This is a genomic window from Pseudonocardia sp. TRM90224, assembly GCF_021245725.1.
Lineage (GTDB): Bacteria > Actinomycetota > Actinomycetes > Mycobacteriales > Pseudonocardiaceae > Pseudonocardia.
Map to the genome: position 1 here is coordinate 83,183 of NZ_JAJGSX010000003.1, position 13,894 is coordinate 97,076.

Consider the following 13,894-nt stretch of genomic DNA (forward strand, 5'->3'; position numbering starts at 1 on the left):
CCCTACGACGCCGCTCCGCGTAGCCAGTCAGCTGCGGAAGGTAACGGCGTCTCGTCCCTCGCCGAGGGTTGTGATGGCGTCGGGGCCGAATGATCGAGGAGACAGCTCCCCATGTCCCACCCGAACCAACCAGCTCGGCACGCCCAGCACCACCGGCCGGATGGCCTAACCGCGGAGGAGCGGGCCGTCGCCGACGCCGCGGTCGCCCGGATGCGCGCTGAGCGCGACGTCGCCGAGGCCGATGCTCGCGGTCGCCTCGCCACCGACCCGTACGGGCTCCCGCGCCATCCCCTCCCGGCGCCGACGCGCACGCCGCCGCGCAACGGCCTCGGGCTCGCCGCCGTGATCGTCGCCCCCGTCGGGATCCTGTTCGGGCTCATCCCGCTCACCGGGTTCATCGCGGTCGTTTGCGCGCTCATCGCCATCCCGCTCGCCCTCGCCGGCCGGTCGCGCGTCCGCAAGGGCCACGCAACCAACGGCGGGACCACGATCACCGGTCTCGTGCTGGCCGTCGCGGCGCTCGCGCTCGGGATCTGGGGGATCACCATCGTGTTCGGGGCGGTGGACAAGCTTGCGAACGACCTCGCCGGCCCGGCGCCCGTAGGCGCTCCTGCGGTACCGGGATCGGCGCCCCTGCAGCAACCGACCACCGGAGCGGGCACCGCTGCGTTCGGTGAGCGGGTCGCCTTCGACAACGGGCTGGCCGTCCAGATCACCGAGCCTAAGGCGTATCGACCGGGCCGGTTCGCCGCCGGGCACGACGGCGATCGCGCCGTCACGTTCGACGTCACCGTGTCCAACGATTCCGACAAACCGTTCGACGCCGTGCTGACGCAGGTCAGGGCGACCCACGGCGGCCGACCGGTCTCGAAGGTCTTCGACGCCGAGCGCGGCAGCGAGAACCCGCAGGGCACGGTGCTGCCCGGCAAGTCGATGACCTTCTCGGTGGCGCTGTCACTCGGCGGGCCGACGGGTGAGCTGCAGGTGGAGGTCGCACCCACCTTCCTCGGCGACCCGGCGATCTTCGTCGGCGAGGTGTGAGCGGCGGCCTACCGGTCCGCCTCCACCGCGACGCCGGTCGGGCACGCCACACCGGTGCCACCGATCCCGCAGTAGCCGTTCGGCACCTTGGCGAGGTACTGCTGGTGGTACTCCTCGGCGTAGAAGAACCGGGCGAGCGGGGCGATCTCGGTGGTGATCTCGCCGTACCGGCTCGCCTTGAGCGCCCGGCCGTATGCGGCGGCGCTCGCCTCGGCGGCTTCGCGCTGGACGTCGTTGCCGTAGTAGAGGGCGGAGCGGTACTGCGTGCCGCGGTCGTTGCCCTGCCGCATGCCCTGCGTGGGGTCGTGGCCTTCCCAGAACGTCGTGAGGAGCGACTCGTAGCTCACCTCGGCGGGGTCGAAGACCACGAGCACTACCTCCGTGTGGCCGGTGCGGCCGGAACACGTCTCCTCGTACGTCGGGTTCTCGGTGAACCCGCCCGCGTAGCCGACGGCCGTCGAGTGGACGCCCTCGGTTTGCCAGAACATGCGCTCGGCTCCCCAGAAGCAGCCCATGCCGAAGACGGCCGTCTCCAGGCCTTCCGGGAAGGGTGGCTGGATGCGGTGGCCGTTGACGAAGTGCGCGGTAGGCACCGACAGCGGCGTCGACCGACCGGGGATCGCCCGGTCAGCTGTGATCATCTGTGGCGGTTCACGCCGGAACAGACCCATCCGGACAGGCTACGCGCGGACGTGGCCGGGGTGGGGACCGTCGACAACGACGTAATGGCTGATGTTAGCGCTCACAAACAGCCATTTCGTCGTTGTCGACGTCCAAATCGATGTCACAGCGCGGCTGCCGCGCCCACGCCGCTCCGGGTGTCGGCCGCGGCGCGCAGCAGCGGGCCGTCGCCCCGCCCGACCGCGCAGAGCCTGCCGAGCACCCACTCCCCCGCGTCCTCGACGACGTGGCCGCGACGGCGCAGCTCCGCGAACGTCGCCTCGCCGAGCCGCGACTCCGCGACCAGCCCGCCCGGCTCCCACCCGCGCGGCGCGAACGAAGACGGGAAGGCGGTCGAGTGCCACGTGGGGGCGTCGATCGCGGCCTGCAGGTCGAGCCCGCCGACGGTGTGCGCGAGCCAGAAGCACAGCTGCCACTGGTCCTGCTGGTCGCCGCCGGGCGTCCCGAACGCGAGCCACGGCTCGCCGTCGCGGAGACCGAGCGACGGCGAGAGAGTCGTGCGCGGCCGCCGCCCGGGCACCAGCGACGACGGCAGCCCGTCGTCGAGCCAGAACATCTGGCCGCGGGTGCCGAGGCAGAAACCCAGCGCCGGGATCGTCGGGGACGACTGCAGCCAGCCACCGGACGGCGTCGCCGAGATCATGTTGCCGGCGGCGTCGACCACGTCGACGTGCACGGTGTCGCCGCGCATCACGCCGGACCGGCTGACGGTCGGCTCGCCGAGACCGGCACCGGGGCCGCTCACACCGTCACCCCGCGCGGCGCCGGCCCGTTCCGCGTACGCAGCGAGGCGCGGCCGCTGACCGTCCGGGCTGCCCGGCCGCAGCTCGAGCGACGCCGACTCGCCGATCAACGCCCTGCGCTCATCCGCGTAGGCGGCCGAGACCAGCGTCGCGAGCGGCACCGGCGCACTGTCGCCGTACCAGGCCTCCCGGTCGGCGAAGGCGAGCTTCAGCGCCTCCACCGAGTTGTGCACGGTCGCGGCCGACGCGATTCCGTCGGGATAGGCCGGCTCGGTGCCGCGCAGCAGCTGCAAGGCCTGCGGCAGGACCGGGCCCTGCGACCAAGCGCCGCCCTTCGCCACCGACCACCCGTCGCCGACGTCGACGGTCACGGCGTCCTCGTACGTCGCCGACCAGCCGGCCATGTCGTCAGCGGTGAGCAGGCCGGCGTGGTCGCGGCCCGATTCGTCGCGGACGGGGGTGCGGCAGAACGCCTCGATCTCCTCGGCGACGAACCCGCGGTACCAGGCGTCCCGCGCCGCGTCGATCTGCGCGACCCGGTCGGTGCCCGCCGCCGCGGCGGCGACCAGGAGCTTTCGCCAGGTCGCGGCGAGCACCGGCAGGGTGTGCACCCCGCTGGGCACCGACCCGCCGGACAGCCACGTCTCCGCGGAGCTCGGCCAGTGGGTCTCGAAGTGCTGGCGGACGGTGTCGATGGTCAGCGGGATGCGTGGGACCAGCGGAAACCCGCCGTCCGCGTAGCCGATGGCCGGTTCGAGCACCTCGGCGAGCGTCAGCGTCCCATGGTCGCGCAGGAGCGTCAGCCAGCCGTCCCACGCGCCGGGGACGGTGGCCGGGAGCAGGCCGGTGCCGGGCACGATCTCGAGGCCCAGTTCGTCGCGCAGCAGCCCGGTCGTCGCGGCGGCCGGTGCGACACCCTGGCCGCAGAGCACCCGCGGGGTCGGGTCGGACGCCGTCACGAAGACCGCCGGCACCTCACCGCCGGGGCCACACAGGTGCGGCTCCACGACCTGCAGGACGAACCCCGCGGCCACGGCGGCGTCGAAGGCGTTGCCGCCGCGGGCGAGCACCGCCATCGCGGTGGACGTGCCGAGGTAGTGGGTGCTGGAGGCCGCGCCACGCGGGCCCCGCTGCTCGTGCTTCGTCGGCGCCATGGCCCGATCATGGCCGCCCTGGCGGCCGCTCGCCGCACGAGGTGGCGAACTCCTCAGAGGGGTGCCGGCTCGCGACCGATCACTTCGGTCAGGTGGACGAGCCCGGCGCGCCCGTGCCCGGCGTCGACCGCCCGCTCGAGCAGTTCGGCGAACGACCGCAGCGCCGGCGCGTCCAACCCGGTCTCCTCGACGACGTCGAGCACCCGGCGGACGACCACGCCGGCGCCGGCAACGTCGACCTCCTCCGCGGAGTACCGCCCGGCGTCGAGCTCGGCCGCCATGGCGTCGATCATCCCGTCGAGCATGGTGGCGCTGGAGCGGAGGAACGGCGCCACGGCCGCACCGCTGATCCCGCTCGCCTTGGCGAGCGCGAACGAGTGCAGCAGGCCGCTCACGGACGTCCAGAAGCTGTCGTGCAGGACGGTGTCGTAGACCGCCGCGGAGCCGGCGTCGGTGCCGACGTGGTCGGCGCCGCCCAGTACGGCCAGCGTCGGTCGACGGTCGGCGAAGACCTGCTCGTCGCCCGCGTACAGGACCGAAGCGCTCGCCGTACCGATGTCGACGGTCCGAGCGAAGATCACGCCGTCGAGCGCGCGGGCGCCGTTCGCCACGGCCCACGCCGCCGTGTTGCGGGCCTCCCGTGGCGTCGACGTCGTGAAGTTGACGAGCGTGCGGCCGGCGAGTGCCACGGCGGCCGGATCGAGCACCTGGTGCAAGGCGGCGTCGTCACGCACGCAGACGACAACCACGTCGGAGGCGCGGACGGCGTCCTCGGCGGTCGCCGCGTGCAGCGCGCCCTCCAGGTCGGCACCCTTGCCGGGCGTCCGGTTCCAAACGGTCGTGGGGTGGCCGGCGGCGAGGAAAGCGGCGGCGAGCGCGTGGCCCATGGGGCCGAGGCCGATCACGGTGACCGGCGGAAGGGTGGGTTCGGGTGCCATGGGTCGAACGCTAAAGTCTGACGTCAGTGTCAGAGTCCACCGGACGTGAGGGGCGTCACATGAAGATCGGCGAGCTCTCCCGGCGGACCGGGGTGAGCCAGCGCGCGCTGCGGTACTACGAGCAGCAGGGCATGCTCGCGCCGCACCGCCGCGAGAGCGGGTACCGCGAGTACGGCGAGGACGCCGTCGGGGCCGTCCGGCGGATCCGGACCCTGCTCGCCGCGGGCCTGCCCACCCGCACGATCGCGGAGGTCCTGCCGTGCATCGTCGAGGTCAGCGACGAGGACGTGGCCTCGACCTGCCCCGACGACCTCGCCGTCTACCTCGCCGACGAGCGCACCCGCATCTCCGACGCCATCACCGAGCTGCAGACAGCGCGTGACCTGCTCGACCGGATCCTCGAATCGAGATCAGCGGCGGCCGACGCCCACCCATGAGATGCCGGCCCGGCGCAGGATGTCGGGATCGAGCAGGTTGCGGGTGTCCACGACGGTCCGGTTGTCCATCACACCGCCGATGGCCGACCAGTCGAGGGAGCGGAACTCGGGCCACTCGGTCAGCACGACGAGCGCCGCGGCGTCCTTCGCCGCGAGCATCGGCTCGTCGACGACCCTGACGTCGTCGGTCACCCCAGGCACCGCCGCCGGACAGCCGGGGTCGTAGCCGCTCAGTTCGGCGCCCTCCGCGACGAGCAGCGCCGCCACCCCGAGCGCGGGCGAGTCACGCAGGTCGTCCGTGCCGGCCTTGAACGTGAGCCCGAGCAGGCCGATGCGCCGGCCGGCGAGGTCGCCGCCGACGGCGTCGCGGATCTTGTCGACCATCAGCGCACGCTGCCGCTCGTTGGTCGCGATGCTGGCGCTGACCAGCGGCAGCTCCCGGCCGGCCGCGGCGGCGACCTGCACGAGCGCGTTGGTGTCCTTCGGCAGGCACGAGCCGCCCCAGCCGGGCCCGGGCTTGAGGAACGACTGGCCGATCCGCTTGTCGTACCCCATCCCCTCGGTCACATCGCCGACGTCGGCACCGAGCAGGTCGCACAGCTCGGCGAGCGCGTTCACGTACGAGAGCTTCATCGCGAGGAAGCAGTTGGCGGCGTACTTGACCATCTCCGCGCTCGCGGCGTCGGTGAGCACGGTCGGCGCGCCGAGCTTGGAGTAGAGCGCGGCCACCCGTTCCGCGGCGTCCTGCGCGTCGCAGCCGACGACGATCCGGTCGGGGTGCAGGAAGTCGTGCACCGCGGTGCCTTCGCGGAGGAACTCCGGGTTGCTGACCACGGCGACGTCACGCCGGTTGAGCAGCCGCAATGTGGCATCGGCCGTGCCGACCGGCACCGTCGACTTGTTGACGACGACGCACCCGCTCGGCAGCAGGTGCCGGATCTCCGCCGCGACCGCCTGGACGGCACGCAGGTCGGCGGCGCCACCCTCGCCCATCGGCGTCGGGACGCAGAGGAACACCACCTCTACGGGCTGTCCGTCGGGGCGAGAGATCGCCTCCCGGGCACCGACGACGAACTCGAGCCGGCCGGCGACCTGGTTCTCGACGACCAGCTCGGGCAGCCCCGGTTCGAGGATGTCGACCTCACCCCGGCGCAACCGGGCGATCTTGGCGGCGTCGATGTCGGCGCACACGACCCGATGCCCCAGCGACGCGAGGCACGCCCCCGTGGTGAGGCCGACGTACCCGGATCCGATCACGGCGATGCGACGGGCGAACATGCCGCGATGCTCCGCCACCCGGGTGACGGGACGTTGGATGCGCGGAAGCCACTACATGGCGATCACAGGTCGGCTGCGAGCGGTACCTCGTCGATCGCGGGGGACGTCATCCACTCCCTGACCGCGCGGGTGGCGGCGACGTCGTCGGCGTTGTAGGCGACGAGCCGCTCGCGCTGGACCATGTCGGGCGGCGCGCCGTCCATCCCGACGGCATCGCGGTACCAGCGCATCGAGTTCTCCCCGCTCGCCTCGGCGTCCTGCCAGGCGAAACCGGCTGCCGGCGCGATGCGCTTGAGGCCCTTGCCGTGGGCGCAGAGGAACCACTCGTCGACGATCGCGAAGACGTCGACCCAGTTCGGCTCGGCGATGAACGCCTCGACCTCGGCCAGCGGCGGGATGCCCGGCATGCCGGCGAACCGCTCCGCCGACGCGATCAGCCAGCGGTTCTCGGCCTGCTCGTTGTAGCAGTAGGCGGCGATCGTGCGGCCCGACGCCGCGGCGGTGGCGCGCATCCGCGAGAGCCACTCCCAGAACTCGGCGAACGAGCGCGCCTCGTCGACGGTCGGCACCGGGTCCCAGGTCGCGAACGCGCGGTAACCCGCCGGCTCGTCGCCGGGCCGGGCCCCGCCCGGGTAGCTGAGCAGCACACCCCACATGTAGGCGCCGGCCTCGCCGAAGCTCTCCATGTCGACGTCGATCTCGATGTCGGCCCTGCGCACGTGCACCGCGGGCACCTTGCGGACCACGGAGAGGTCGCGCTGCCACGCCCTGGCCAACGCGATCATGTCGTCGAGCGGGACGCCCGGCACGATCGTCTCGGCCGACGGGTCGAGCGCGGCCAGCGCCGCGACCGTCGAGACCCCGACCCCCCTGAGCATCCCGGCGACCTCACCGCGCACGACGAGGCTGACGTCCTGCACGCCGGCCAGCGCGGCCTCGCACGTCGGCCACCAGGGACAACGCCGGCACTCGGTGATCCGCGACGGCTCCGCCAGCGCGGGCTCGCCCGTCGCGGCGGCGGTGGCGACGGCGGTGCGGTCGGCGAAGCGGTCGTCGTACTCCGACATGGTGGAGCGAGCGCCGGGCCAGTGGCCGGCCCGCAGGTCGTGCCACACGACGACGTCGGCGTCCATACCGATCACTCCGCCGTACTCGGAATGCACGGTCTCCGGCAGCGGCGCCCAGCCCTCGGCCTCGAGCATGCGGTGCAGGTGAGCGAGGCGAAGCAGATCGCGCGGCTGCGAGCGCACCCTGCGCTCGGCGTCGAGCTGCGCCCGCCGCGGCCACGGCTGCAGCACCGGGGAAGTGAGCGCGCCCTCGCCGGGATCGGTGATCCGGTGGCGCACGACGATGACCGGGACGTACCCGCCGCCCGGCATCCTCACCAGCAGCTCGGCGCCGCCGCGCCGGCCGGACCGCGACGGGAGCACGGCGTTCCAGATCATCGCGGCGCCATCCGCGACGGCCGCCGCGGTGGCCGCGACCCGCTCGCGGGACGTGAGCCCGGCCGGGACCGCGGCCCAGCCCTCGCCGCACGCCTCGGCCAGCTGCTCGCCGATGCGGATCCGGTGGTCGGCAGCATCGGCCCGGCGCTGCTCCAACGCCGGATCGGGCAGCGCGCGCGGCGCGGCCGCGGCACCGGGATCGTGGTCGAGGTGGATCCGGCGACGGCAGCGGGTGAGGGCCGCAGCATCGAGCACCACCCCGTCGGAGCGGTGCGGGGCCATACCGGGCGCCCGGTTCTCGATTGCCGTCACGACGTTGAGGGTAGTGACCGACCCCGACACTCCGAGCGAGCGCCACGACACGCAGTGCGTCGCGCGACGCCCAGCGTGTCCGCCTAAGCTGTCGAATCTCGACTGATCACCTCCGTCGGGATCGAGGAAGGGTGAGCCGATGGCACTCCTGCGACGGTCCGGCAAGACCGCTGCGGACGTTTCCGCGCGGCAGCCGCTGACCGCGGCGCGGGCCAAGAGGCTGATCGGGGTGGGCAAGGTCGTCGCCCCGCTGCTCGCGCCGTACGCGATCGCCGCGGCCGGGCTCGCCCGCGCCACCTGGGACAACTACCGCGCCGGGCGCCTCGGCGTCGCGCCCGACGAGCTCGGCGCCTACTCCGGCGCTGGCGGCTCCCTGCACGCCCGCATCTCCCGCGTCGCCATCGCGCTCAACGAGCTCGACTCCGGCGCGGAGGGCCATGCGACCGGCGCGGCCCGCAAGTTCGCCGAGGAGACCCGCCCTCGCATCACCGACCTCGCCATCGCCGTGCGCGCCGCCGAGCAGATGCCGGCGACCCGCCGCCGCACGGCGTACCGGGCCATCGGCCGGGAGCTCGACAACGTCGAGGTGGCGCTGCTCAAGCACCTGGGCATCCCGACGTAGCGCTGCGCCGTGGGCCCCGTGGTCTCGCGGCGGCCTCCGGCCGAGGGCAGGAAAGCCACTTTCCTGCCCTGTGAGGGCCGGAAAGTGGCTTTCCTGCCCTCCCCGCCGGGCCCGTACTCCTGCTCGCTCACCGGGCCGGTGGTCGCTCGTCCCGGTGACTGCGGCTAGCGTCCTCGTCCGTGGAGGGCGTGCGGGTGGGCGGTGGCACTGCGCGCTCGGTCGTGCTCGCCTGCCTGTGCGCGCTGGCCACCTCGGTCGGGCACGTCGCCGGTGGCGGCACCCTTCCCGAGCTGGGCATCCTGGTCGTCCTGCTGCCGATGCTCGCGGCCGTCTTCAGCTCGTTCGCCCGGCGCTGCCGCAGCGCGACGGGCACGGTCGCGACGCTGGGCGCCGGCCAGCTGGCGCTGCACCACCTGATGGAGCTGCTGCACCCGGCGCACGTCACGGCCGCGGCGGCGTTCGACCCGGCGCAGATGGTCACGATGCACGCGCTGGTCACGCTCGTGATGGCGGTCGCGCTCCGCTACGCCGACGCCGCGGTTGCCGCCGTCCGCGCCGCCGTGCGCCGGGTGCTCCCGCGCCGCTGGGCGCGCCCGCCGGTCTCCCGGCCCCTGATCACGCTCGCCGTTCCGGCAGCCGAGATCCCGTTGCTGCTCGCGCGCACGATGGCGACAGCCGTGGCGCGCCGCGGCCCTCCGGTGGGGTGCTGACCCCTCCCCTCACCCGCCCCTCCAGGGACATCACCGGAGAACAACCATGCCTTCATCCCCACGCCGGTCCGCACTGCGCGCCGGCACCGTACTGACCGTCGCCACGGCCGCCGCCCTCATCGGGGCGGTCCCCGCGTTCGCGCACGTCACCGCCCAGCCCGGCGAGGCCGAGCAGGGCGGCTACAGCGTCGTGAACATGCGCGTGCCCAACGAGTCCGACACCGCAGGCACCATCAAGCTGGAGGTCCGGCTGCCGGCCGACCACCCGATCACCTCCGTGCGCACCACACCCGTGGCGGGGTGGACCGCGCAGATGGTCAAGGCGCCGCTGGCCACGCCCATCCAGAGCCACGGGCGCACGATCACCGAGGCCGTCTCCACCGTGACGTGGACGGCGAACCCCGGCACCCGCATCGGGCCCGGGGAGTACCTGGAGTTCCCGCTCTCGCTCGGCCCGCTGCCGTCCGACGTGACGAAGCTGGAACTGCCCGCCATCCAGACCTACGACGACGGCGAGGTCGTCGCGTGGGACCAGCCCAGCCCGGCGGACGGCTCGGAGCCGGAGCGTCCCGCGCCGGTTCTGACGCTGACCCCCGCGACCGGTGAGGGCGGCCACCACGCGCCGTCGGCGACGGAGCAGAGCGCCTCGGCGGCGACCGACACCACCGCTCGCTGGCTCGGCGGCGCCGGCCTCCTCGTCGGCGCGCTCGGCGTCGGGGTCGGCGGCGGTGCGGTGCTGCGCAGCCGGAAGTCGAACGCGGGGAGCGGCGGATGAACCGCGGCGCACTGCGCGGGGCGGCACTCACGCTGCTCTGCACGATCGCGCTGGTCGCCGGCGCCGGCAGCGCGTTCGCGCACACCCGGCTGATCAGCAGCGACCCGGCCGACGGCACGAGCCTCGCGGCCGCGCCCGCACGCGTCTCGCTGACCTTCAACGAGACGATGCAGCCCGGGTTCTCGACGGTCACCGTCGTCGGTCCGGACGGCGGTCGATACGAGTCGGGCGAGGTCACCGCGCAAGGCGGCACCGTCGCGGTCGCGGTGAAGCCGCTCGGCCCGGCCGGCACCTACGAGATCGGCTACCGCGTGATCTCCGAGGACGGGCACCCCGTCACGGGGAAGGTCGCGTTCACGCTGACCACGGCGGGGACCGCCACCTCCAGCGCGGCGCCGGCCACCACGGCCGCGCCCACCGCGGCCCCGACGACGGCAGCACAGACGACGGCAGCCCCGAGGACGGAGGCCGCTCCCTCCGCCAGCGGCGGGGGCGACGGCGGCGCGCCCGTGTGGCCGTGGATCGTCGGCGCGGTCGTCGCCGTGGCGGCGGGCGTCTTCGCGGCGCTGCGGCTCGGGCGGAGCTGAGCCGGTGACCCGTCCGGCCGCGGGTGCGCGCATCGCCGACCGGCTGGCGCCGGTCGCGTGGGCCGTGCTCGCGGCCGGCGCCGCCGTCGCCGCGGCGCTCGCCGCCGGCGGGCTCGCGGGGATGTCGGCACCGGTGCTCGTCGCATCGACGCTGGCCAGGGTCGGGATGGATGTCGCCGGTGTCGCGTGTGTCGGCTTGGCGCTGGTCGGGGTGCTGCTCCCGAGCGAGAACGTCGAGCGGGCGCACGTGCGGGCGCTGGCCGGCATGCACACGGCGGCCGACCGCGGCCTCGTCGTCGCCGCGGCGGCCTGGCTGCTGCTGGTGGTGTTCGGCACCGCGGTCCGCACCGCCGACGCGTTCGGCCGCACGGTGCTCGAACTGGGCGTCGACCAGATGGTGCGCTGGGCGACCCTGCTGTCGGCCGGCCGCGGCATGGTGCTCACCGCGGGATGCGCGGCCGTAGTGCTGGTGTGCGCGGTGGTCCGGCTCTGGGACCCCGAGCGAGTGCAGATCCGGATTCCGCTGGTCGCGGCGCTGCTCGGCGTTCTGACGCCGGCCGTCACCGGGCACTCCGGCTCGGCACCGGACCACCAGCTCGCCGTCATCACCGTGGCGCTGCACGTCGCGGCGGCGTCGGTGTGGGTCGGCGGGCTCGCCGCGCTGGTCGTCTTCGTCGCGCGCACGCGCGAACTGCTAGCCGCCGCGCTCCCCCGCTTCTCCAGGCTGGCCGCGCTGTGCCTGGTGTTCGTCGGGCTGACGGGCGTGCTGAACGCGCAGGTCCGGCTCACCACCTGGGACGCGCTGCTGACCACTGGTTACGGGTGGATCGTCGTCGCCAAGGGCGTCCTGCTGGGGCTCGTCGCGTGGCTGGGCTGGCTGGCCAGGAGCCGGCTGCGCGACGGCCGGCTCCCCGTGCTGCGCTGGGCCCTCTTCGAGACGGGGCTGATGGCGGCGGCGCTGGGCCTGGCCGCGGCCCTGACCCAGACGGGCACGTAACGCACCGTCACCAATCCAACGCATGCGTCCCGCACGTGTTGCCAGGAAAGCCACTTTCCTGTCCCCACAGGACAGGAAAGTGGCTTTCCTGAACTCCCCCCGGCCCAGTCGGGCGGGCGGGGTGGTCACGTTCGGTAGGCCTCCAGGAGCCTGAGCCAGATCTCGCTCATCGTCGGGTAGGCGGGCACGGCGTGCCAGAGCCGGTCGAGCGGCACCTCGCCGACCACGGCGACGGTTGCCGCGTGGATCAGCTCGGCGACGTCCTGGCCCACGAACGTCACACCGACGAGAACTCCGCGCGACTCGTCGACGATCATCCGCGCCGCCCCGTCGTACCCGTCGGCCTGCAGCGACGAGCCGGCGACCGCGATCGGGAGGTCGACGACCCTGACGTCCAGGCCGGCCGCGCGCGCCTGCTCCTCGGTGCGGCCGACGGAGGACACCTCGGGGTCGGTGAAGACGACCTGCGGCACGGCGGTGTGGTCGGCCGTCGCCGCGTGCGGGCCCCACGGCGACGTGTCGAGCCCGCCGTTCACCCGCGCGGCGATCGCGGCTCCGACGATGCGGGCGGCGTACTTGCCCTGGTGGGTGAGCGGCGCGCGGCCGGTGACGTCGCCCGCCGCGTACAGCCACTCGCCCTCGACGCCCTGCACGAGCCCGGAGTCGTCGACCGTGATCCGCTTGCCGGGCTCCAGCCCGACCGCCTCGACCCCGGCGTCGTCGGTGTTGGGACGGCGCCCGGTGGCGACGAGCAGCTCGTCGACGGTGATCGTCTCGTCGCCGAGCTGCAGCACGATGGTGTCGCCCTCGGCGCGCACGGAGTCGAGCTCCGCGTCGAGCCGGACGTCGATGCCTTCCTCACGCAGCGCGGCGGCGACCCGGTCGCCCGCGAACGGTTCCATCGCCGCGAGCAGCCGCGGGCCGCGCTGCAGGAGCACGACCTGCGACCCCAGCCGCTGGAACGCCTGGGCGAGCTCGCACCCGACCACACCACCGCCGAGCACACCCAGCCGCGGCGGCGCCGACTTCGCGGAGGTCGCCTCCCGCGAGCCCCACGTCCGCACGCCGTCGAGCCCGCGAACGGGCGGTGCCACCTGGACGCTGCCCGTGCACAGCACTACCGCGTGTCGTGCGGTGAGGTCGGGCCCGCCGTCGACGCTGACGCTCCGCTCGCCGGTGAGCCGCGCGTGCCCCCTGACCAGGGTGATCCCTGCGCCTTCCGCCCATTCGGCCTGGCTGGCGTCGTTCCAGTCGTGGGTGAACGAGTCGCGCCGCGCGAAGACGGCTGCGGGGTCGAGATCGGCGGTCGCGCCGGCCAGCCTGCGCACGGCGGCGACGGCGTGGCCGGTGCGCAGCAGCGCCTTCGACGGCATGCACGCCCAGTAGGAGCACTCCCCGCCGAGCAGCTCGGCCTCCACGATCGCGGCGGTGAGCCCGGCCCGCACGGCGTAGTCGGCAGCGTTCTCGCCGACCGCCCCGCCGCCGATGACGATCACGTCGAACTCGGTGGTCATGACGTGTACTCCGTGACGGCCGCGACGACGTCGGTCTCGCCCTCGCGCAGTTCGAGGATCTTGCCGGCGGTACCGGGAGCGTCGAGCAGCGCGGCCAGCACGGCGGCGGTGTCGTCCCGGGTCACCGGGCCCGAGCCGGTCGGCGGCTCGGTGAGCAGCACCTTCCCGATCCCGGGATCGTCCGTGAGGCTGCCGGGCCGCAGGATCGTCCACTCGAGGTCCGTAGCCACGATCGCGTCCTCCGCTGCCTTCTTCGCACGGAGGTAGGCGGCCCAGACCTCGTCGGCGGCGGGGTCGGGCTCCGCATCGACGTTCGGCGACGAGACCAGCAGGTACCGCCGCACGCCCGCGATGGAGGCGGCGTCGGCGAGCAGCACCGCGGCCGCGCGGTCGACGCTGTCCTTGCGCTCCGCCCCGCTGCCCGGACCCGCCCCGGCCGCGAAGACGACGGCGTCGGCGCCTCTGAGGTGCTCGGCGAGGTCGGCCGAGACGGCCTGTTCGAGGTCGACGACCGCCGCCGTCGCGCCCGCCCGCTCGACGTCGGCGCGATGGTCAGGGTTGCGGATCACGCCGGTGACGACGTCACCCCGCCCCGCCAGCAGCGCGGTCAGCCGCAGCCCGATCTTCCCGTGTCCACCCGCGATCACCACATGCACGCGG

14 protein-coding genes are annotated in these 13,894 nt (G+C 74.0%); 7 read left to right on the forward strand and 7 right to left on the reverse strand.

What is annotated here, in order from left to right:
• The first annotated feature begins 111 nt into the window (after positions 1–111).
• Positions 112–1,041 (forward strand): hypothetical protein, encoded by a 930-nt coding sequence (locus LL648_RS04570; protein WP_232661132.1) that lies wholly within the window; start codon positions 112–114, stop codon positions 1,039–1,041.
• 8 nt (positions 1,042–1,049) lie between these two features.
• Here the strand turns inward: LL648_RS04570 and msrA are convergent, their stop codons facing one another.
• From msrA to LL648_RS04585, 3 genes are all read right to left on the reverse strand, one after another.
• Positions 1,050–1,712 carry a peptide-methionine (S)-S-oxide reductase MsrA gene (gene msrA / locus LL648_RS04575; protein WP_232661133.1) on the reverse strand — a complete coding sequence of 221 codons (663 nt, stop codon included), beginning with the start codon at positions 1,710–1,712 and terminating at the stop codon, positions 1,050–1,052.
• A gap of 113 nt (positions 1,713–1,825) precedes the next feature.
• Positions 1,826–3,619 carry a gamma-glutamyltransferase family protein gene (locus LL648_RS04580; protein ID WP_232661134.1) on the reverse strand — a complete coding sequence of 598 codons (1,794 nt, stop codon included), beginning with the start codon at positions 3,617–3,619 and terminating at the stop codon, positions 1,826–1,828.
• 53 nt (positions 3,620–3,672) lie between these two features.
• The gene (locus LL648_RS04585; RefSeq protein ID WP_232661135.1) at positions 3,673–4,557 is read right to left on the reverse strand and encodes an NAD(P)-dependent oxidoreductase; all 885 of its coding nucleotides are present in this window, start codon (positions 4,555–4,557) and stop codon (positions 3,673–3,675) included.
• Between the two features lie 59 nt (positions 4,558–4,616).
• On the opposite strand from LL648_RS04585, the gene LL648_RS04590 reads away from it, so the two are divergent.
• Positions 4,617–4,994, forward strand: coding sequence for a MerR family transcriptional regulator (locus tag LL648_RS04590; RefSeq protein ID WP_232661136.1), 378 nt, complete (start codon positions 4,617–4,619; stop codon positions 4,992–4,994).
• Here LL648_RS04590 and LL648_RS04595 read toward each other — a convergent pair.
• Positions 4,968–6,272 carry a UDP-glucose dehydrogenase family protein gene (locus LL648_RS04595; RefSeq protein WP_232661137.1) on the reverse strand — a complete coding sequence of 435 codons (1,305 nt, stop codon included), beginning with the start codon at positions 6,270–6,272 and terminating at the stop codon, positions 4,968–4,970. The genes LL648_RS04590 and LL648_RS04595 overlap by 27 nt on opposite strands.
• A gap of 62 nt (positions 6,273–6,334) precedes the next feature.
• Positions 6,335–7,999: a TM0106 family RecB-like putative nuclease gene (locus tag LL648_RS04600; RefSeq protein ID WP_232661837.1), complete on the reverse strand. Its 1,665-nt coding sequence runs from the start codon at positions 7,997–7,999 to the stop codon at positions 6,335–6,337.
• A gap of 169 nt (positions 8,000–8,168) precedes the next feature.
• On the opposite strand from LL648_RS04600, the gene LL648_RS04605 reads away from it, so the two are divergent.
• The 5 genes from LL648_RS04605 to LL648_RS44995 all read left to right on the forward strand — a co-directional run bounded on the left by LL648_RS04605 (position 8,169) and on the right by LL648_RS44995 (position 11,720).
• The gene (locus LL648_RS04605) at positions 8,169–8,651 is read left to right on the forward strand and encodes a DUF6474 family protein (RefSeq protein ID WP_232661138.1); all 483 of its coding nucleotides are present in this window, start codon (positions 8,169–8,171) and stop codon (positions 8,649–8,651) included.
• Between the two features lie 179 nt (positions 8,652–8,830).
• The gene (locus tag LL648_RS04610) at positions 8,831–9,361 is read left to right on the forward strand and encodes a hypothetical protein (protein WP_232661139.1); all 531 of its coding nucleotides are present in this window, start codon (positions 8,831–8,833) and stop codon (positions 9,359–9,361) included.
• A 46-nt stretch (positions 9,362–9,407) separates the two neighbouring features.
• On the forward strand, positions 9,408–10,136 hold the full coding sequence (locus tag LL648_RS04615; RefSeq protein WP_232661140.1) for a YcnI family copper-binding membrane protein: 729 nt from the start codon (positions 9,408–9,410) through the stop codon (positions 10,134–10,136).
• Positions 10,133–10,723 (forward strand): copper resistance CopC family protein, encoded by a 591-nt coding sequence (locus LL648_RS04620; RefSeq protein WP_232661141.1) that lies wholly within the window; start codon positions 10,133–10,135, stop codon positions 10,721–10,723. The genes LL648_RS04615 and LL648_RS04620 overlap by 4 nt, the downstream gene beginning before the upstream one ends.
• A 4-nt stretch (positions 10,724–10,727) precedes the next feature.
• Complete coding sequence (locus LL648_RS44995) at positions 10,728–11,720, forward strand: copper resistance D family protein (RefSeq protein WP_232661142.1); 993 nt, start codon at positions 10,728–10,730, stop codon at positions 11,718–11,720.
• A 125-nt stretch (positions 11,721–11,845) separates the two neighbouring features.
• Here LL648_RS44995 and LL648_RS04630 read toward each other — a convergent pair whose 3' ends face one another.
• Together LL648_RS04630 and LL648_RS04635 are read right to left on the reverse strand one after the other, a co-directional pair.
• Positions 11,846–13,234, reverse strand: a complete 1,389-nt coding sequence (locus tag LL648_RS04630; protein WP_232661143.1) for a dihydrolipoyl dehydrogenase family protein — start codon at positions 13,232–13,234, stop codon at positions 11,846–11,848.
• Positions 13,231–13,890: an NAD(P)-binding oxidoreductase gene (locus LL648_RS04635; protein WP_232661144.1), complete on the reverse strand. Its 660-nt coding sequence runs from the start codon at positions 13,888–13,890 to the stop codon at positions 13,231–13,233. The genes LL648_RS04630 and LL648_RS04635 overlap by 4 nt, the downstream gene beginning before the upstream one ends.
• Positions 13,891–13,894 lie beyond the last annotated feature (4 nt).